This window comes from Pedobacter sp. Leaf250 (assembly GCF_920984735.1).
Taxonomy (GTDB): Bacteria; Bacteroidota; Bacteroidia; order Sphingobacteriales; family Sphingobacteriaceae; genus Pedobacter.
The window spans coordinates 1-21271 of record NZ_CAKLBU010000035.1; the positions used below are offsets into that span (position 1 = coordinate 1).

Genomic DNA, 21271 nt, shown 5'->3' on the forward strand with positions numbered 1-21271 from the left:
CCTCTTCCCATTCCGAACAGAGAAGTTAAGCCCACCAGAGCCGATGGTACTGCGGTAACACGTGGGAGAGTAGGTCGGTGCCAAATCTTAAAGCCCCATAAAGGGCATTAAAAGAACCCCGTCAGCAGCAGCTGATGGGGTTTCTTCGTTTATACAACCTTCCCTCCCTCCCCAAAAACAAACGCAGCCGTGAACAGGACTGGAACGCCGACAGGTATGGAAGGGTTCTGAACCAGGTCATGCAGGCCTTTGGCCGGTTGTACGCAGGGACTGGGAACCATATAGATATAGGACATATAGAAAGGTGCAAAGGGATGATATAAAGGGATGGGAGCCTGGGCAAATCGGCTCATTATTGCCATAGGTTAACTGGACATATGGGGCCTTGTGCTGTTTTTGCAGAAGTGCAGGGTACCTGCCACCTAAACCTGATGGTACGGAAATCCTTTTTGGATGCATCACACCTTCGGCCACATTATACCCCTTCAGCAAAAAGATTGGAGGGACAGCAGGACTGAAACCAACATTAGAATGCTGTACTTGCTTTACCAATACTTATTAAGGGAATTGAAATGTGTTTTACATCATTTTTGAAACTGATTGTATTCAAAAGTGTTAATAACATGAGGTTTGCCATAATATTTGGTTATCTTTGACCTAACACTATATAAACACGAATAATGAGTTTTTTTGCAGATAAAAGAAGGGAAGTAATGGTGCATATTGAAAAATATATGCTGGAGATGATGGATACCTATCTTAAGCCAATTGATACAAACTGGCAACCATCGGATTTTTTACCTGATTCTACAAGTGAAAACTTTTATCAAGATATTAGAATTTTAAGGGAAAACGCAAAGGATCTTTCTTATGATCTGGTTGCTGTTTTAATTGGAGATACGATTACTGAAGAAGCACTTCCAACTTATGAATCATGGTTAGCTATGGTGCAGGGACCAAGTATGAAGGAAGATGGGGGATGGATGAAATGGAACCGTCATTGGACTGCTGAAGAAAATCGTCATGGTGATTTGCTGAACAAATATTTGTACTTATCTGGTCGTGTTGACATGCGCCAAATGGAGATTTCTACGCAATACTTAATTGCTGACGGATTTGATATTGGAACTGGACATGATCCCTATAGAAATTTTATTTATACTTCTTTCCAAGAGTTGGCAACTAATATTTCACACAGAAGAGTTGCTTCATTAGCTAAGAAAGATGGTGATACTTTACTTTCGAAAATGTGTGGAACTATTGCATCTGATGAGGCAAGACATGCAAAGGCTTATAAAGATTTTATGAATCGTATTTTCGAGGTAGATCCTAATGAAGCTATGATTGCTTTTGAAGATATGATGCGTAAAAAGATTGTAATGCCAGCTCATTTTTTACGTGAGGTTGGTTTAAAAATCGGACAGACCTTTGGTCACTTTACAGATGCTGCTCAGCGTTTGGGTGTTTATACTGCTGTTGATTATGTTGAAATTATGCAGTCGTTGATTGAGGATTGGAAAATTGAAGGTATGCGTGATTTAAATGAAACCGGGGAAAAAGCCAGAGATTATATTATGGCATTACCTTCTCGTTTATTGAGAGTTGCCGAAAGAATGAAAAATCCAACAATGGATTATAAATTTACATGGATTGCAGGTTAATCCCAGATAAATAGAATTTTTTAAAGGTTCTTTTCGTTTAGAAAAGAACCTTTTTTTATGCTTTCAATTACATATTTCTTCGGTATTGGCCACCTACCTCATAAAGTGCATTGCTGATTTGACCAAGCGAACAGACTTTACAAACTTCCATTAATTGTTCAAAAATATTATCGCCAGCAATAGCTGATTTTTGGAGTTGCTTTAATAAGTCTGAAGATTTGTCACTATTCCTTGCTTGAAATTTACTTAGAGCATTAATTTGATATTGTTTTTCTTCCTCTGTTGCTCTAATAACTTCACCAGGTACAATGGTTGGCGAACCGTTTTTATTTAAAAATGTGTTTACGCCGATAATTGGGTATTCGCCTGTATGTTTTAAAGTTTCATAATACAAACTTTCTTCCTGAATTTTTCCTCGTTGATACATGGTTTCCATTGCGCCAAGAACGCCACCACGATCATTGATTCTTTTAAATTCCTGTAAAACAGCATCCTCCACAAGATCAGTTAATTCCTCAATTATAAAAGCACCCTGCAAAGGATTTTCATTCTTCGCCAAACCGAGTTCTCTATTGATAATTAATTGTATTGCCATTGCCCTTCTTACTGATTCTTCGGTAGGCGTGGTAATGGCCTCATCGTAAGCATTGGTGTGAAGCGAATTGCAATTATCATAAATAGCGTATAAAGCTTGAAGTGTTGTGCGAATATCATTGAAATCAATTTCTTGGGCATGGAGTGATCTACCCGAAGTTTGAATATGGTATTTTAATTTTTGGGAGCGATCATTCCCTTTGTATTTGTTTTTAATTGCTTTTGCCCAAATTCTTCTGGCTACGCGGCCAATAACGGCATATTCAGGATCAATACCGTTAGAGAAGAAAAATGATAAGTTTGGTGCAAACTCATCAATGTGCATTCCCCGGCTTAAATAATATTCTACAAATGTAAAGCCATTACTTAATGTAAATGCCAATTGAGAGATTGGATTTGCACCTGCTTCAGCGATATGGTATCCCGAGATAGAAACTGAATAAAAATTTCGGACCTTTTCATCAATAAAATATTTTTGAATATCTCCCATCATCCGTAAAGCAAATTCGGTTGAGAATATACAGGTATTTTGTGCCTGATCTTCTTTTAAAATATCAGCCTGTACTGTTCCACGAACGGAACTAATTGCCCTCATTTTAATTTGAGCGTATACGTCTGCGGCTAAAACCTGATCGCCTGTAACACCTAAAAGCATTAAACCCAAACCATCATTTCCTTCGGGTAAGTTGCCATCATAAGTTGGCCTATCAATGCCTTTGGCTTTATAAATTGTTTCTATCTTACTATTTACTTCATCTTCCAAACCATTTTCAATAATATATTTTTCACATTGCTGATCAATTGCGGCATTCATGAAAAAGCCCAGCAGCATAGGTGCAGGTCCATTAATTGTCATTGACACGGAAGTTGATGGCGCACATAAGTCAAAACCAGAGTATAACTTTTTGGCATCATCTAATGTTGCAATACTCACACCTGAGTTTCCGATTTTACCGTATATATCAGGACGGATATGAGGATCTTCTCCATAGAGCGTAACGGAATCGAATGCAGTTGAAAGTCGATGTGCGGGTTGGCCAAGGGAAACGTAATGAAAGCGTTTGTTAGTTCTTTCAGGACCACCTTCTCCAGCAAACATTCTGGTCGGATCTTCTCCATCGCGTTTTAGTGGAAATACTCCAGCTGCATACGGGAATTCTCCCGGAAGATTTTCAGTTAGTAACCAGCGCAGAATATCACCCCAATCTTCATACCGTGGAAGTGAAACTTTTGGGATATTTAATTTTGAAAGAGACTCATAATACAATGGCTGCTTTATTTCCTTATCACGAACCTTGTATATGAAAAATTCTTCTTTGTAAGCTCGCTTGGTTTCGGGCCATTGACGGAGTAATCGTTTACATTCTCCATCCAATTGTTCTTCAAAAAACGAATAAGCGGCTTCTAAATCTCCACCAGATGGCGATACTTTACCATTTATATCCTTTATTTGGTGTTCATTTAATAAATCTATTACGCCCTTAAGCTGATACATTTTTCTGGCTATTGCAGATTGCTTATTTACCCATTCATTATAGGTTTGGCTTGATTCTGCAATCTCTGCCAGATAACGAATACGATCTGGTGGAATGATATAAATTTTTTCGGATTGATCGGAAGTTAGCTCCATCTTTGCTTGGAAATCTGTTCCGGTTTTGACTTTAATTTGTTCCATTAAGGCAACAAATAAATTATTCATACCGGGATCATTAAATTGAGAAGCCATCGTTCCATAAACTGGAATTTCCTCATCTTTGGCATCAAATATATTATGATTGCGTTTATATTGTTTCCTCACATCACGTAGAGCATCCAGAGCACCTCTCTTATCAAACTTATTGATGGCAACAAGATCGGCAAAATCAAGCATGTCAATTTTTTCCAGCTGTGTAGCCGCACCGAATTCTGGTGTCATCACATACAAAGAAACATCACAATGTTCTGTAATTTCCGTATCAGATTGACCGATACCAGATGTTTCTACAATAATCAAATCGTAACCTGCCGCCTTACAGATATCGATACTTTCCTGAACATTTTTAGAAAGTGCTAAATTTGCCTGACGAGTGGCTAATGAGCGCATGTAAACTCTAGGATTATTTATGGCATTCATCCGAATGCGATCGCCCAATAAAGCTCCGCCAGTTTTTCTTTTAGATGGATCAACCGAAATAATCGCCAGAGTTTTATCCTTTACTTCTACCAGAAACCGACGAACCAATTCATCAACGAGTGAGGATTTTCCCGCCCCGCCAGTACCTGTAATTCCTAAAATAGGGGCATTGTTATTTTGCGATAATTTTTTTAAGTCATTAACAAATTCCTGTGCGCCTTCTGGATCATTTTCTGCTACAGTTATAGCACCAGCAATTGCCTTTACTTCTTTTTTAGGAATGGATTCCAATTCATCAGTTATTTCTGATTTGGTAACGAAGTCGGTTTTAATCAACATATCGTTTATCATCCCTTGCAGGCCCATTTTTCGTCCATCATCAGGAGAATAGATTTTGGAAATTCCATAAGCCTCCAGTTCCTCAATTTCTGATGGCAAAATTACTCCACCGCCACCGGCAAAAATTTTAATATGGCCCGATCCACGCTCTTGCAACAGATCGTGCATATATTTAAAATATTCGATATGGCCGCCTTGATAGGAGGTCATGGCGATGCCTTGAACATCTTCCTGAATGGCACAGTTTACCACTTCATCAACCGAACGATTATGGCCAAGATGAATCACCTCGGCACCGGAAGATTGAAGGATTCGACGCATAATGTTAATTGTAGCATCGTGGCCATCAAAAAGTGCTGCTGCCGTTACAAAACGAATTTTATTTTTTGGTTTATATATTTCTACTTGTTGCATAGTATAGGATTTAAAGCTTCACAAAATGTAATTTTGTAATACTTGTTCCAGACATATTTGGTTCAACAAATGTAGTAAATACTTATAATTTGAGGCTTTTTTAACGGTATTGATACTGTTTATAAACAACAAAGCCATCTTTTGAGGGATGGCTTTGAACTTATTTGTTTGTGATTTCTGTTATGGGTTCTCCAACTGTTCCATTTGGCATTTGGATATGAAGCAATGCGGCTAATGTTGGCGCAATGTCTGTCATGTAATGTGTTTTATTCGTTGCTCCTGGTTTAATTCCCCATCCCATAAAAACTAACGGAATGTGCGAATCGTAAGGGTTCCAGTTACCATGAGTTGTTCCGGTACTTCCACCATTAAACCAATTTGGTTCTAAAATGTAATAAATATCGCCACTTCTACGGGCATTATAACCGTTTGTAATCATTTTTTTCTGAATTTCTTGAAGTGTGGTTTGAGATATTCTCGAGATATCAACTGCATTTTGAAAGCCATCCAATCTTTTCAGAAACTCTATTGTTGCCGATTTTATCACTTCGAAACTTACTGTACCATTATCAGTTTTATCATGATCGAAAATAATTTGGTTATTCATCGATTTTAATACCACATTGTTTACTTTAAATTTTTCGTTCAAAAACGCGTTCAGTTTAAAAGTAATATCTCTATCACTTACTACGCCGGCAGGCAACTTATTTTCTTTCATAAAACCAGGAACATGTGCTGCACCATGGTCAGCAGTTAAGAAAATAGTATAGTTCCCCTTACCAACCTGCTTATCTAAATAGTTAAAAAATTCTTCGAAATCTTTATCCAAGCGTAAATAAGTATCTTCGGCTTCGATCGAATTCGGGCCATAACCATGACCAACATAATCTGTTGCAGAACAACTTACCGCAAGGAAATCGGTAATGTTATCAGCACCTAAATCTTCAGATAAAATAGCCAATTTGGCAAGATCCAAAGTGATTGTGTTTCCATAGGGTGTACTTCTGATCGCATCAAAATTCTTATCTACAAATTGAGTAAGCTGATGAGGGAAAGTACTGCTTTTGCCTTCATAAGCTTTTTCATCTGTGGTGCTATTTACGTATGTATTGATTGGATAAAGTGTTTCCCAGTTTTTTGAATAGAATTTATTTGCCAACTTTAATTTGTTGTAATCAGCAATCCAAGTTGGAACCTCTTTCATGTAGTACGAACTTGTAATCCAATTTCCTGTACTTCCTTGATACCAATATGCTGCATTAGCTGCATGGCCAGCAGGCAAAATAGAACCTCTATCTTTTAAAGAAATTCCGATAACCTTACCCTTAAAATTTGTTGCCAAACGCAATTCATCCGTTATGGTATTGCTTAACATATTTTTTGGAGACATGTTGCCTTCGGATGACGGCGTGCTTCCAACTGTGAAAACGGTCGAATCTTCTGTGCAATACACGTTTTTCTTGGTTTCAGGATCGTACCAATCGTTACCAATAATACCATGAACTGCCGGAACAGAACCAGTGTAAATGCAGGTATGCCCGCAAGCAGTATATGTTGGTGTATATGGAATGAACGTGTTTTCAACAGAAAAACCCTCATTTATTAACCTTTTAAATCCACCGTTTGAGTATCGGTTATAGTAGCGATAAAGGTAATCCCATCTCATTTGATCGACAACTAAACCCACAACCAGTTTCGGACGAGCAACTTCTGCTGGAAATGCTTTTGTTTGTGGAAGAGCACTTTTTTTTGCTTGTGCATTTGCAGCTGAGATGGAAAAAATAGATAGTGAAAGTAATAAATAAGAAATTTTCTTCATTCTGTTTTTAGTTAAAAGACCAAAGTAACAATTTTTCATCTATAAATTTATCGTTTCATTTGTGATGATTTTGTTATAGATTAGTTAAGTGGTAATCAAAATCATAGTGGTATGGATGAAGATTTTGAAGATTGCGCAAAGATTTTATAGTGCTTCTGCTACCACAAATGTGCTTCCTCCAATAAAAATAAGGTCGTTTTTGCTGGCTTTTTTAATCGCTGTTTCTTTAGCTATTAATACTGATTGATAATCATTGCCCTTAAGTTGATAAGATGCAGCTTGATCTTTAAGTTCTTGGGCATCTAGAGCCCTTTCCAAATCCGGTTTGCAGAAATAATAAGTAGCATTTTTAGGCATCATAGACAGCACTTTAGAAATATCTTTATCCTTCACCATCCCGAAAACAATATGCAATTTATCAAATGGTGTTTGATTGATGTTTTTTATCACTTCTGCAATGCCAGCTTCATTATGTCCGGTATCACAAATCACTAATGGATTTTTAGCCAAAGTTTGCCAGCGGCCTTGTAAACCCGTTAATTTTTTAACCTGTTTTAATCCAGCAAAAACACTTTCATCTAAAACTTTGAATGATGTTGTATTATTTAAAACTTCAATCGACTGTAAAACTGTTAAAATATTTTTATGCTGATAAATACCGGTTAAGTCGGATTTTAAATTTTTATATCGAATTTGATTATCCTGATAAACAGACAGGGATAATTTAGCATGATCAATTTTGAAGTTGGCGGCTTTTAATGTTGCATCTGCAAAAATAATTGGCGCATTCATTTCGTTGGCTTTTGCAATAAAAACGGTTTTCGATTTTTCCTGCGTTTCACCAATTACCACTGGTGTGTTTTTCTTAATAATTCCAGCTTTTTCTCCAGCAATTTCTTCGATGGTATTGCCCAGCATATTGGTATGATCCATGCTGATATTTGTGATGACAGAAATTTCTGGTTGGATGATATTTGTAGAATCCAATCGCCCTCCCAAACCAACTTCAATGATGGCAATATCGACTTCGTGTTTTGCAAAATGATCAAAAGCTAGCGCTACGGTAACTTCAAAAAATGATGGTTCAACCTGATTAATTAATTCTTGTTGATTTTTAACAAAGGAAACTACTTCCTTTTTGCTAATCATTTTTCCGTTAATGCGGATGCGCTCGCGAAAGTCTTTTAAATGAGGGGAGGTATATAAACCAGTTTTGTAACCTTGAGCTTGTAAAATTGCAGCAAGCATGTGCGATGTTGAACCTTTTCCGTTTGTTCCGGCAACATGTATGCTTTTAAATTTATTTTGAGGATTATCCAGGGCCTCACAAAAAATCACTGTATTTGTTAAATCTTTTTTAAATGCAGAAGCGCCCACACGAGTAAACATTGGGAGTTTGCTGTATAAATAATCAAGCGTTTGCTGGTAATTCACCTTATATGCTGAACTAATAAAGAAAATATGCTAATTAACCTTAAAGTTAAAAACTACAACACCAGTTTGATTATCGCCGCCAACACCAGAACTTGTTAATGATGAATTTTTAACTGCCTGAACACACTTGTCGACTAATTCTCTATCGGTAATGGTAGAGCCTTTTAACTCTTGCCTCGCATCTGTAATTCTTCCTTCTTTATTAAAGTATATTCTAATAGCAATTCTTCCGCGTACCTGTCCATCGTCTTTTGGAATAACCAGGTTTGAAAAACGTCGGAGTTCGATGGGTTTATTTCCATAACCAGATCCGCCTTCGCCATAGTTTGGCGCTAATGGATCACCATTAACTGAACCCTGGTTTCCTGCTGTATTTCCTGTTCCATCACCTTGCCCTTGCCCTGTATTCTTTTTGCCTTTGTAAAGTGCATTCTGATTAATCACTGGTTGAGAAGGCTTATCTTCAGCAACAGTAGTTGGTGCGGTAGTTGTTGCTTTAGTCGGCTTTGTATTTACCGCAATGGCATCTTCAGTATTTTGGGTTTGAACTTCCTTGTCAGAATTATCTGTAGTAGTTGTTGGGGTAACTTTTTCATCAGGTGTTACTTTGTCGGGTGCTTTTCCATTTGCGTTAGGATCTGCCGATGGTTCTTCAATACTGGTATAATCATCGCCCATACCTTCTGCCGAAGTTCCATAATTGACCACCATACCGCCCATGCCTAGTTCTTCAGGAGGTTGGAAAGAATTAATTACAATAAAAAAGCTAATCAACAATAAAAAACCCATGATCCCACTGGCTATAGCAACAGCTTTAGGATAATTGTTTTCTTCGTTATTTATATTTTGTGCTTTGTAATTCATTATTTTTTAGGCTCAACAGCAACAACAAGTTTTAATTTAAGCTTGTTTGCAATATCGTTAACAACGAAACCATCTTGATAAGTAACATTACGCGATACATATAAAAGAATGGTCATATCAGGTGCCAATTTTTGATAGGCTGCTAAAGTTGGCTCTAATTGCTCGATAGTTACGGGTTTTTTATCAACGGAATATTTTAAGTTTTCGTCTATGGTAACCGTAACCGCTTTCTTTGCGGTAGATTGTTGTCCGCTAGAAGATTGAGGCAATAAAAGTTTAACTACAGTAGGATTTACCACTGCAGATGCCAGTAAGAAAAACAGCATCAGGAAGAACATAATATCGTTCAACGCTGAAGTATGTACTTCTACCGACCCTTTTGTTCTTTTGCGTAAGTTCATTATTTACCTGGCTCTTCTAATAAATCAATAAAATCAATTGCATCGGTTTCCATTTTAAGGATGATTTTTTCTACCATAATGTTAAGGATATGGTAAAGTACATAAGCAATAATACCGATAATTAATCCAGTTGCAGAAGTGATCATCTTGGTGTATAAACCACCTGAAATGGTCCCGATTTCGATAGCACCTTTAATGGATACCTGATGGAAAATTGTAATAACCCCCACAATTGTACCTACGAAACCTAACATGGGTGCAATACCCGCCACAATACCTAAAATGCTAATATTCTTTTCCAGCTTTGATACTTCTAATTTACCAACGTTTTCGATAGCACCTTCAATATCTTTAATCGGGCGACCTATACGTTTTAAGCCTTTTTGCAACATGCGGCTCAGGGGAGAATTATTGTTTCTTAAAAGAGACATCGCTCCATCCAAATTACCAGATTGAATATACGATCTGATTTGACCCATCAAATTTGACTCGTCTTTAGTTGCTTTTTTGATGGTTAAATAACGTTCAACAAATATTATCAAGGCTAAGAATGCCAATAATGCCAATGGAAGCATTACCCATCCACCTTTAAAAAGCAAATCGATGAAATGCAATTCTGGCTCTGGTTGGGTTAAGGCTTGGTTAACCCCATTAACTGTGTCTTGAAGTGCTTGTGTAGTGTCCTGAATTAATAAAGTTATCATTATGGTTGTGTGTTGTTAATAATCTGTTGTACGTAAAATCCTTTACCCTTTAATTTCTTCTGCAAAATATCTTTTTGTGTTTCGGCTTCTTGCTGTGTTTTAAAAGATGCAATACTCACCTTATGCCAGGCGCCTGGCATGTTTGCAATTTTGGCATTGTAACCATTTTTTTTCATGTTTGCAACGTAAGCCTTTGTAGCAGCCAAATTTTTTGAAGCATAAACAATTACATCAAAAGAAGTAGTTTTGATATCGGTTACCACTTCTGTTTTTGGCGCAGGTGATTCATTTTTTGTTGTTGCAACTATCTTCTTTGCTGTATCTAAAGGGTTTTGCTGAACTTGATTGGCTTTCAAAATGCTATCCGTTCTGGCGATAGAATCTTGCTTTGCTTTAAGGGTATCAACCTCATTTTTTTGAGAATCGATAACAGCGGTAGGGGTAGTGGTTTGTAAAGCAGCTTGCTGTTTAAACCAATCTGGTTTTAAAAAATAAAGGATAACACCAATTAGAAGAATACCAAAAATGATAAGGATTACCTTTGGCCAAATTGATTTCTTTTCTTCCTCATATGTTTCTTCAACAATTGGGTCGTGACCAAATCTGTTCGGATGTTCTGCATGTTGCTCCTTTATAAATTCTGGAGCTTCGATTACAGGTTCTGCTTTTGGCGTTTCATCTTCTAAGTTGATATAGGTTTTCTCTTCTTCAGTTTCTGGTGTGTGACCAAAACGATTTGGATTTTCTTCGTGTTGTTGAATAACACTTTCTGGTACTTCAACCTCGTCATTTGTTAGCGCCTTAACTGCTTCTTCATCTTCTGGCGTATGGCCAAATCTATTTGGATGCTCAGCGTGTTGTTCTTTTATAAATTCGGGTGCATCTGTAACTTCTTCATTCGCTTTTGCAGTGTGCTTTAACGTATTCCGCAAATCATCTTGCACTTCATCTAATTCTACATTTTCGATAATTGGATGAATGTGGGCAGTTTCTTTAGGTTGAGCAGGCGCTTGTGGCACTTCAGCTATTTCGTCGTAAACTTCTTCATTCACATCTGAAGATTCAGTTTGCGGTGCATCTATGGCAGCTTCAGGTAAAGAAGGTAACCCATAAAATTCCGATCCATAATTTATATTTTTTGCAGCTTCAAAGCTTAAGCCTTCATGCTCTGTAAAGAATAATCTACCTACATTTTCTAGTTCAGCTTCGTGCTCTTCTTCAAGCTTTTGTTTAACCTCATCAACAAACTGTGAGATGTAATAAGAAGCACTTTCAACAGAAATATTCCTTTTGGTGGCAACAAAATTAATCAATGCTTCATCATTTTTTACTTCTGATGAAAATTGAAGCGCATAACTCGGTGGTAAAAACGATTGTGTTTCCTTATCATATCTACCTGGAAATTTCTTTTTATAGAAGGTTCCCAAGCCGGTAATACCAACTTCTTTGCTTTGCTGCAAGAGTTCTAAAAGGTATGATAAGATATCCATTCCGGTAAAATTAAGCGTTTTTTCTAAACCTTCGTAATAATAAATTTAATCTGTTTAAAATGAATAAGTTAATCCGCCAAAAACATTTAGCCCGTTAACTTGATAATATAGAAAACGATTGTATTGAGAATTTAGTAAGTTATTGGCTTTTGCAAAAACTGAAAATTTATTATTGATTCTATAATCTGCACCGATTCCTAAATCGACAAAACCTTTCACGGTAACAATTGATTCGATACCTGTATTAGGAATGATATATTGTAATGGATTTACCGGTTGTTGAACATTTACTTTCGCTTTTACATCATCTTGAATCACTACAGCCGCATTAAAGCTTAGCTTCTTATTATAGGTATAAACAAAATTCGAGCTTACTTTCAATCCTGGTTTAAACCATGAATAAGTTTCCGAAGCTGGTTTCCAGTCATCAAGGTTAACTTTACCTGTCCATTTTAGCGCATCGCTAACCTGAACAGAAATTTCACCTTCGATACCAGTTAATTTTGTTTTACCAAAATCGTAAATCACGTCAAATTTATTAAAATCATTAAAGTTATTAATGAATAAAGGCATGTCATCAAACTGCTTAATGTAAACTCTGGCTTTATAACCAAAACCAGGTCCGCCGGTGCCTTTAATACCACCACTAATGCTTAATTTCTCTACTGTATTTTTAATTAGAATATTGCTGTTTAACCAAGGGTTTTCATCTGTGAAACCTTTCATTGAGTTTCTGTTTACATCACCTTTAACCTCTCCAAAAACCTGTAAGTAATCGGGAATTAAAGTAAAATCTGCAGTAACAGCTGGGAAAATTTTTGAGCTGCTAAAGGCACCAAATTCTTGAACAAAGTTAATACCAGCGGTAATTTTTGCTCCCTGAACCTGTAAACGGATATATGGATTTAGCCTTAATAAATTATTGCCCACACTGGTCAATGCATCTTTGGTGCTTCCAAATTCAGTTGATGCTGCTAAACCTAAATTTAATGAGTTAATTCTTTTGTTTAGGTATCCATTCAAGCTAAAATAACTTTCCTTTGCACTAAAACGATCATTCCATAAATAGCCATTGGCTTTAACAGCATAACTCAGTGCATCTTCATCTTCCGTAAAGTTTTTAACCAATTCGCCCTCTAACTCTAAAAATGTTAAAGCTTGTTTTTCTGGATTTGGATTTAAAGTTGGATTAGCACCATCAAGCCCATAGAAATATGTGCCATTACGTTCAAAATTGAGGCGTCCACTAACTGTATTTTCCTCTAAAATACTGCGACCAAAAATGCTTAGTTGCTGTTGACTACTATTTTGCTTATTTAATTTACCTTCCTGGCTAAAATGTTTAAAGTATCCACCCAATTGTAAACCTTCATCTTTTCCGGTATTAAAATAAGCTTCACCCAATAAAGTAGAAAGCGAACCGAAAGCACCCTTTACGTAATTATTTACTAAGATACTTGCTTTTTCTTCTGCAAGTTGTTGCGCCTGTAGTTTTTGTATATCGCTATTTATCTCTAATTTTTTATCGGTAACACTGTAATTCAGCTTTGCTTTATAAGTTTTAACATCATCCAAATTCGGACTTCTTCTCAATTTTACAGCTTCGGCTAAGATGGGCTTATACGGGCGAACAACTTCAATTTCCTCACTTACTACAGCCTTTTCTTCTGCTTTCTTTTCCTGTGCCTGGGAAGTAAAAAAACCAGCAGCAACAAAAAACAGTAAACTATATATATATTTAATCGACTTCATAATTCTACTTCTTCTGGTTTAGTTTTTCTAGTTTTTCTTTGGCTGTAGGAATAATATCATCCTTGCCTTCGTAATTATCAATTATACTTAGAAGTGTGCTTTTTGCTTGTAAGTTATCTTTAAGCGCTACATAATTATCCGATAGGAGGATAAATGCTTTCGCCACCCAATAATCATGAGAGGCCATATTATTTACGATATCGAAACAAGTTTTTGTTGATGTTTTAAAATCGCCTTTGTTATATTCTACTAAAGCAAGATTGTATTTTGCCTCGGCAGCTGCAGCGGTTTTAGTTTTGGCTACCACGTTTTTAAATGCTGCAACTGCAGACGTGGTATCGCCTTTTAATAAGTATGCTTTACCAGAAAATAAACCAGAACTATTTTTTTCTTCTTCCGAAGCTTTTTCTGATTCATTGGTCAGTTTTGCGTATTTCAGCATATCATCTGGCATGTTAAGCGCTGTGTAGGCCTTTAACAAATTGTTGATAGCGAAACTATAGTGCGCTTTGTAATCGGTTGTGGTTTCTAGTCTTTTCAAATAAACAATCGCTTCGTTATATTTCTTTTGATTTAAAAACAATTGCGAAATGCTAACCAACGAACGTTCGGTATAATCACTTGTCCAATCATTTAAAATAAATTCATAATCTGGAATTGCCTCATCAGGACGACCTAGTTTAACTAATGATTCTGCCCTGATAAATTTGGCCTCTTTCTCGTGATTTGCTTTAGGGAATTTATCAAAATAAGCATTAACTGCCTGGAATGCTCCATTGGCGTCACCTTTTAAATAAAGGTTATTTGCTGCTGAGAAGATGATATTGTCTTGTTCGTTATTTGAATAGTTACCAAGTGGAGTAGTATTGGCATAGGCAATAAACCCGTTGGCATCTCCTTTATCTACATAAATGTTTTTAATCGATTCCATAGATTGCTTCGCCTCATCAGAAGTTGGATAATCGCGGATCACTTTTTTAAACGATTCTAAAGCGGCATCGTCTTGATCTTGGTTATATTGAACCAAACCAATAGTAACCAAAGCTTTTGGAACATAACTACTACGAGGATACTTCGCTACCAAACTCACCAAATCAGATTTAGATTTATCAAAATCACCCTTGTTGAAATAAGTGTAAGCCGTTTCAAAACCAGCATCATCTGCATAATTTGAGTTAGGGAATTTGGATAGCAAATTTTGCATTGTAGCAATTTTAGCATCGTATTGATTTTCCAAACCCTGGATCATGCCTTTTTGGAAAGTTGCATAATCTTCTGATGTGGTATGCCTGTCGATGATTCTGTTGTAATTCGTCATCGCATTGCCGTAAGTTTTATTTACGAAGTAAGAATCGGCTAAACGAATGGTTGCATCATCAATCGTTTTTTGATCTTTATCATTTCCTTGCAAAAATTTCTCGAAGTAATTTGCCGCTTTACTGTATTTCTCGTCTTCAAAAGCAGAGTATGCTAAAGCGTAATTGGCAAAATTATAAACGCCGGTTTTATCTGCATCAGGCATTTTTAAGAATTTTTCGAAAGTAGAAACCGCTTCGCCATATTTACGTAATTCGTACATGGCTTCTGCTTTCCAATAGGTACTTAAAGCATGAATTTCATTATCTTCAGGAAACTTTTCTGAACGTAAAAACATCGATAAGGCATTCGGAAAAGCCCTTTCGTTATAGAATTCTAAACCACGGAAATAAGTAACTTTCTGATAAGCTTCTCTTGCCTCTAAAGTTTTATCGGGAATGGGTTCTAAAATATCGACAGCGGCTTGATAGTTTTTTGTGGTTAAAAGCACTTCACCTAACAAAGTTTTCGCTTCATTAAGTTTACGAGATTTTGGAAAAGCTTTCAAAAATCCTTGCGTAGCTTCTAAAGCTTGCTGATGGAAATCCAGTTCATAACTTAATTTGGCATAGCTTAACCAAGCCTCCTCTTGAATGGCTTTATCAAAATCTAAGCGTGAAGCTCTAAAAAATGCACTTTGTGCTTTTTGCTTATTTCCCAATTGGATAAACGCCTTCCCCAAAGTATGCATACCATTTTGAAGATAGACATCATCGTTATTCAGCTTTTCTAAAACCGCTACAGATTCTTTATATTTTTTGTTTTGGAACAATGAGTACCCATATTGATAAATGAATAAGTTGTTCTTCGTTTCGCTTTTATCTTTTGCATAAAATTCTGCAAAATATTTCTCTGCATTTTTAAATTCTGATTTAGCAAAGTAAGAAGCGGCCACCAAACTCAACATTTCAGGTTCAAATTGTTGTTTCGTTTTTTGAATAGATTCTAATGCGTAGCTGATTACATCATCGTAACGCTCATCCAAATAATACATCGAGGTAATATAATATGGATAACTTGCTTCGTAAGTAGGCGATCCTTTTAACTTTTCGAAATTGGCTAATGCCGTTTTATATTCTTTGTTTAGGTAGTTGATATAGGCAAAATAATAAGTAGCACTTTCTTGAAAATCACCTTCTTCTTTTTTTACTTTTTCAAATAGGGGTTCTGCTTTTTCATAATCCTTCAATTCAAAATAAGCGTAACCTTGTTTAAATTGATACTCATTACGCTGTTTGCCCGAAAGGGTAGAAGGATCAGTTTTTTCGAACCACTCTAAAGCTTTTGTATAGTTTTTTTGACCAAAATAAGTCTTCCCAACATAAAAGTAGGCAAGTTTAGTATTTGGATTTAATGGATAATCGCGGATAAAAGCTTGAAATAAACTTTCCGCATCACTATTTGTTAGTTCTAATGCACAAACGGCCGCATAAAATTTTGCATTTTCTTTAAGCAAAGATAATTCGGCATTACTTTCTGTTTGTGTAGAAGGTTTATAACGTTGTTGCTCAACAAGTTTGAACTGCTGTGCGGCAGCTGTGTATTTTTCTTTATCTAATAATTCTAAGCCTGTTTGGTAGTTTTTATTGAGGTTTTGCACAGCGCTAACTTGCGCATAAGTGGTAAAACTTCCTGCCAAAAGTAGCGGAATTAGTAAGTATTTTTTCTGCATCGGTTTCAAATATGGTTGGTACTAAATTAGAAATAGTATCAGGGTTTATCAACAGAAGTAATTAACATCTGTTAATAACACAAATAAACGAAGGGTTTTTGGAATTGGTATGGAAGAAATATAAATGTTGAAAAATATAGGGTAAAGGTATTATTAGTTCATTAGTTCAATTGTTCATTCGTTCACTTGTGCGATATAGAACAATTAAGTTAACAAGCTACAGAAACAGTTATCACTTTACACTTAGCTGTTACCAATGGCAAATGAACTAATGACAAATGAACTCTTGTCTATCCTTGGCTTGCCAATAAATAAAGTACAGCCATTCTCACCGCCACGCCATTTTCTACTTGTTCTAAAATGATAGATTGTTTACTGTCGGCAACATCACTGGTAATCTCAACGCCACGATTAATTGGGCCTGGATGCATCACTATGATTTCTTTATCTAGGTTATCAAGAATTTGTTTGTTGAGGCCATACATCATGGCATATTCCCTTAGAGATGGAAAATATTTGATATCCTGACGCTCTAATTGAATGCGAAGCATATTGGCTACATCGCACCAATTCAATGCTTTAATCAAATTGTGCTCAACTTTTACTCCAAGTAAATGAATATGCTTAGGAATTAATGTAGTTGGTCCGCAAACCATTACTTCTGCACCTAAACGCTGCAGGCAAAGGATGTTTGAAATGGCTACTCGGGAATGCAAAATATCACCAACAATAACCACCTTTTTACCAGCTACGTCCCCTAATTTCTGGCGGATGGAGAATGCATCTAGTAACGCTTGTGTTGGGTGCTCATGGGCACCATCACCTGCATTTACAATCTGTGCTTTTACGTGTTTACTCAAAAATTGACCAGCTCCAGCGTATGGGTGGCGCATCACTACCATATCCACTTTCATAGAAAGGATATTGTTTACCGTATCAATTAGAGTTTCGCCTTTGCTTACCGATGACGATGATGCCGCAAAATTTACAACATCTGCCGATAGCCTTTTTTCGGCCAGTTCAAAAGAAAGTTTGGTTCGGGTTGAGTTTTCGAAAAAGATATTGGCAATGGTAATATCACGAAGAGAAGGAACCTTTTTAATGGGTCTATTAATTACTTCCTTAAAATTATCTGCAGTTTCGAAAATTAATTCGATATCATTCCGGTTAATATCTTTAATACCTAAAAGATGTCGGGTTGATAGTTTGTCTGCTGCCATTTTTTATGTTATTGTTTTTCTGATAATAAAATCACTTTGTCTTCACTTCCTTCACTTGCCCAAGTCACTTTTACTTGTTGTGAATTTAAGCTATCTACCTGATGCCCAATATAATCAGGTTCAATAGGTAAATGTCTACTAAACCTGCGATCGATTAAGACTAAAAGCTCAACTTTCTCTGGTCGGCCATAAGCAAGCAAGGCATCAAGCGCTGCCCTAATGGTTCTTCCTGTCCAGAGAACGTCATCGATTAAGATTACTTTTTTGCCTTCAATGATAAAATCTATCGAATTGCTGCTTGCTGTAACCAAGCCATCTTTCCGGCGAAAGTCGTCTCTAAAGAACGTGATATCAAGATTTCCCTTTAGAATTTTCTTGTTCTTTAGAATGGTTTCCAGGTCCTGATGAATGCGATCGGCCAGAAATATACCTCTTGGCTGAATGCCAATTAAAACGGTATTCGCGAAATCGTCGTGGTTTTCAATTAATTGATGGCAAAGCCTCTTAATTGTAATCTGAATTTTTTGTCCGTCAAGAAGTGTTTTCTTTTGCATTGAAGAAGGATTGGGCAAATATAAGTAAAAAGTGAAAAGTAAAAAGTAAAAAGTAGATTTTTGCGCCCTTACTTTATCCGTTTTGGTTATAAATAACTCCAAAATTTTGATTAATAGCGTTTTGTAATTAATTATATTTGCATCGATGATAAAGAAAAACCCGGTAATTTTTTTTGATGGTATTTGTAACCTGTGTAATGCTTCGGTTCAGTTTGCAATTGAACGAGATAAAAATAATGTTTTCAGGTTTACGGCCTTACAAGGAGAATTTGCCAAGATTAATTTGCCAAAGTTTAATGTTGATTTAAATAAAATCGATTCGATAGTTTTGTTAGAAAACGACCGACTTTACACTAAATCATCAGCCGTTTTACGGATAGCAAAAAAATTAAATGGATTATGGCCAATGTTATATGGTTTTATCATTCTGCCAAAATTTATTTGTGATTGGGTTTATGATTGTGTTTCTAAAAACCGTTACAAATGGTGGGGAAAGCAAGAAAGTTGCTGGGTATCTACCCTCGAATTAAAAGAAAAATTTTACGATTAATTATGCTCTTGCTGGTCTTGATTGTTTCGCGGTTTCCAAAGCCATAACGTTAAAATTATAAGTGGAATTGAAATGCTTAGCGCAATGACGATAAAAATACTACGCTGCCTGACGATATCCGCCTCATCAGTAATAAAAATATTTACTGTTTCTTTTAAAACAAATAATGTGATTAAGGTACAAATGACGGCAAGTATTTTACGCATGATTGAAATTTAGGCAAAGATTAAAATAAATTCTGTGAGAATTTTAAAAACTTAAAAAGTGTTCGACAAGTATTTTTTACTGTAAGTGATTCCCATTAAATCATAACGTTTAAATTGGGTTTTTAAACGTTGAAGAAAATCAGGATAATTCTTTTTTTCTTTGGGGCTCCACAAAATTTCGCTTAAAGCATCCAATCGTGGAAAGAGTTGATACTGTACTTTTGCAGGATTGGTAATGTATTCACTCCACAAACAACCTTGACCACCCCAAATGTATTTCGCTTGTTCTGCATTTAATTCAGTAGGAACAGGTTCATAATTATATACATCAGCGAGAAGCGAAGGCTTGCCAGCAGTTAAGCTATCTTCTTTTACAAATTGAGCGTGGTTAAAATACATTTTGTTTTCGGGTGTCATAATGGCTTGGTGATTTTGTTTAGCAGCCTCAATACCACCTTTTTCCCCCTGCCAACTCATCACAATCGCATTAGGAGCTAATCCACCTTGCAGAATTTCGTTCCAGCCAATAATGGTTTTACCTTTACTATTAACAAATTTCTCAACTCTTTGAATGAAATAACTTTGCAGTTCGCTTTCGTTTTTTAGTCCGTTCGATTTCATAATTTGTTGCGAAACCGCTGATTGTTTCCACCAAACTTTTGAGGCTTCATCGCCGCCAATGTGAATGTATTTCGATGGGAATAATTCCATTACTTCAGTTAATACGTTTTCCAGGAATTTGAAAGTCGTATCTGAAGCTTGCAAAACATTATTGTATTTATTCATCATGCCCCAGGTTTCAGCAACAGTGTATTTTTTGTTAGGCTCTGTACCTAATTCTGGGTATGCGGCTAACAACGCCATGCTGTGTGCAGGCATTTCAATTTCAGGAATAATAGTAATGTAGCGTTTAGCGGCATAATCAACCACATCTTTAATTTGTTCTTGTGTATAAAATCCGCCATGTTTAACATCATCGGTTTTAATCATGGCATTTTTCGGAGTAATATTAATTGCTGTTGGCAAAACCTGATATTTAATACCTTCATTTCCTTTGCCTGGCCACAAGCCAACAATGCTACCATTTCTCCAGGCGCCAATTTCTGTGAGTTTCGGATATTTTTTAATCTCTATTCTCCAGCCATGATCGTCCGTTAAATGCCAATGGAAATAATTCATTTTATGGAGCACTAAGTAATCGATGTATTGCTTAATGAAATCAACCTCAAAAAAGTGGCGACTTACATCGAGGTGCATTCCACGGTAATCGAAGCGAGGGTGGTCTATTATATTTATTGAAGGTATGCTTAACTGATTGAAATTATTCGTTGGGATTAATTGAATTAATGATTGAATCCCATAAAATACTCCAGGTTTTGATGTTCCGGCAATAGAAATTTTATTATCTGAACTATTTAATATATAAGCATTATCGAATTCGCTAATTCTGGTATTTAAAACCAAAGAAATGAAGTTTTTATTCGGCGTAACGTTAGTAATATTCAGTGTTAACTTGTAATATTTTTGAAGATAATCATTTAAGAAGTCGGCAGAATTCATCAAAGATGAATCAATAACTACGATTTGTGTTTTTGCATCTATTATAAACGCTTTCTTAGTTGATTCTACATTTATGTACGCAGGTTGCGGAATAATATTTACTTCCTGAGCAAAAGGATTAAAGCCAAAAACTAACAGCAGGATTAAAAATAAAAGATTTTTCATGATTAGTCGATTTCGTTTTCAAAAGTAGTAATTCTAAGCTGATGAAAGGAAACAGTTTGACAGAACGAATTACTGAGGTTACCTAAACCCGATGGAAGGGAGATCCTTTTTGGTTGTGTGCTTCGTCAAGCTCAGCATGACAATCGCCAAAAAGATTGAACGGACAGCGGGGCAGGAGTGAACGATTATTGCTTGCTTTCGTTTTCAAATGATTTAAACATATAAGACATTTAAGAAAATATAAGCTCATGTTATTTCATCCTTAAATGTTCTTACATTCCTCCTATGTTTACAAAGTAATAAATTTGTAGATATAATTGAGAAAGAATGAGAGCACATATATTCCAAATAGCTTATTAGCATATTGTATTTAAGAAATTGCCTCATTCTTTTCTATCTTTTC

General features: G+C 36.1%; 15 protein-coding genes and 1 rRNA gene. 3 read left to right on the plus strand and 13 right to left on the minus strand.

The genetic code is table 11. From position 1 onward, the window contains the following. A 5S ribosomal RNA gene (rrf, locus tag LUA91_RS20245) occupies window positions 1-86 on the plus strand; the annotation flags it as partial. A gap of 594 nt (window positions 87-680) precedes the next feature. Next, window positions 681-1661 carry an acyl-ACP desaturase gene (locus LUA91_RS20250; protein WP_231427933.1) on the plus strand — a complete coding sequence of 327 codons (981 nt, stop codon included), beginning with the start codon at window positions 681-683 and terminating at the stop codon, window positions 1659-1661. Window positions 1662-1728: 67 nt separating this feature from the next. On the opposite strand, the gene LUA91_RS20255 is transcribed toward LUA91_RS20250, so the two are convergent. The 11 genes from LUA91_RS20255 to pyrR all read right to left on the minus strand — a co-directional run bounded on the left by LUA91_RS20255 (window position 1729) and on the right by pyrR (window position 18387). Next, complete coding sequence (locus tag LUA91_RS20255) at window positions 1729-5121, minus strand: methylmalonyl-CoA mutase family protein (protein ID WP_231427934.1); 3393 nt, start codon at window positions 5119-5121, stop codon at window positions 1729-1731. A gap of 160 nt (window positions 5122-5281) precedes the next feature. Further along, on the minus strand, window positions 5282-6940 hold the full coding sequence (gene pafA, locus LUA91_RS20260) for an alkaline phosphatase PafA (RefSeq protein ID WP_231427935.1): 1659 nt from the start codon (window positions 6938-6940) through the stop codon (window positions 5282-5284). Between the two features lie 144 nt (window positions 6941-7084). After that, entirely contained in the window at window positions 7085-8374 is a 1290-nt protein-coding gene (locus tag LUA91_RS20265) for a folylpolyglutamate synthase/dihydrofolate synthase family protein (RefSeq protein WP_231427936.1), read from the minus strand. Between the two features lie 30 nt (window positions 8375-8404). After that, entirely contained in the window at window positions 8405-9238 is an 834-nt protein-coding gene (locus LUA91_RS20270; RefSeq protein WP_231427937.1) for an energy transducer TonB, read from the minus strand. Beyond that, the gene (locus LUA91_RS20275; RefSeq protein WP_231427938.1) at window positions 9238-9639 is read right to left on the minus strand and encodes a biopolymer transporter ExbD; all 402 of its coding nucleotides are present in this window, start codon (window positions 9637-9639) and stop codon (window positions 9238-9240) included. Before LUA91_RS20275 ends, LUA91_RS20270 begins: the two co-directional genes overlap by 1 nt. Continuing rightward, a complete protein-coding gene (locus LUA91_RS20280) occupies window positions 9639-10343 on the minus strand; it encodes a MotA/TolQ/ExbB proton channel family protein (protein ID WP_231427939.1) in 705 nt (234 codons plus the stop codon). Before LUA91_RS20280 ends, LUA91_RS20275 begins: the two co-directional genes overlap by 1 nt. Further along, a complete protein-coding gene (locus tag LUA91_RS20285; RefSeq protein WP_231427940.1) occupies window positions 10343-11833 on the minus strand; it encodes an SPOR domain-containing protein in 1491 nt (496 codons plus the stop codon). The genes LUA91_RS20280 and LUA91_RS20285 overlap by 1 nt, the downstream gene beginning before the upstream one ends. 54 nt (window positions 11834-11887) lie before the next feature. After that, window positions 11888-13585, minus strand: a complete 1698-nt coding sequence (locus LUA91_RS20290) for a TonB-dependent receptor (RefSeq protein WP_231427941.1) — start codon at window positions 13583-13585, stop codon at window positions 11888-11890. A 4-nt stretch (window positions 13586-13589) separates the two neighbouring features. After that, entirely contained in the window at window positions 13590-16613 is a 3024-nt protein-coding gene (locus LUA91_RS20295) for a tetratricopeptide repeat protein (RefSeq protein WP_231427942.1), read from the minus strand. A gap of 290 nt (window positions 16614-16903) precedes the next feature. Further along, complete coding sequence (locus LUA91_RS20300; protein WP_231427943.1) at window positions 16904-17833, minus strand: aspartate carbamoyltransferase catalytic subunit; 930 nt, start codon at window positions 17831-17833, stop codon at window positions 16904-16906. An 8-nt stretch (window positions 17834-17841) separates the two neighbouring features. Continuing rightward, window positions 17842-18387, minus strand: coding sequence for a bifunctional pyr operon transcriptional regulator/uracil phosphoribosyltransferase PyrR (gene pyrR, locus LUA91_RS20305; protein WP_231427944.1), 546 nt, complete (start codon window positions 18385-18387; stop codon window positions 17842-17844). 145 nt (window positions 18388-18532) lie between these two features. On the opposite strand from pyrR, the gene LUA91_RS20310 reads away from it, so the two are divergent. Further along, on the plus strand, window positions 18533-18937 hold the full coding sequence (locus tag LUA91_RS20310) for a thiol-disulfide oxidoreductase DCC family protein (protein WP_231427945.1): 405 nt from the start codon (window positions 18533-18535) through the stop codon (window positions 18935-18937). Here the strand turns inward: LUA91_RS20310 and LUA91_RS20315 are convergent. Then, complete coding sequence (locus tag LUA91_RS20315) at window positions 18934-19143, minus strand: hypothetical protein (protein ID WP_231427946.1); 210 nt, start codon at window positions 19141-19143, stop codon at window positions 18934-18936. The two genes, LUA91_RS20310 and LUA91_RS20315, sit on opposite strands and share 4 nt — an antisense overlap. Window positions 19144-19194: 51 nt before the next feature. Further along, a complete protein-coding gene (locus LUA91_RS20320) occupies window positions 19195-20868 on the minus strand; it encodes a beta-N-acetylhexosaminidase (RefSeq protein ID WP_231427947.1) in 1674 nt (557 codons plus the stop codon). Window positions 20869-21271 lie beyond the last annotated feature (403 nt).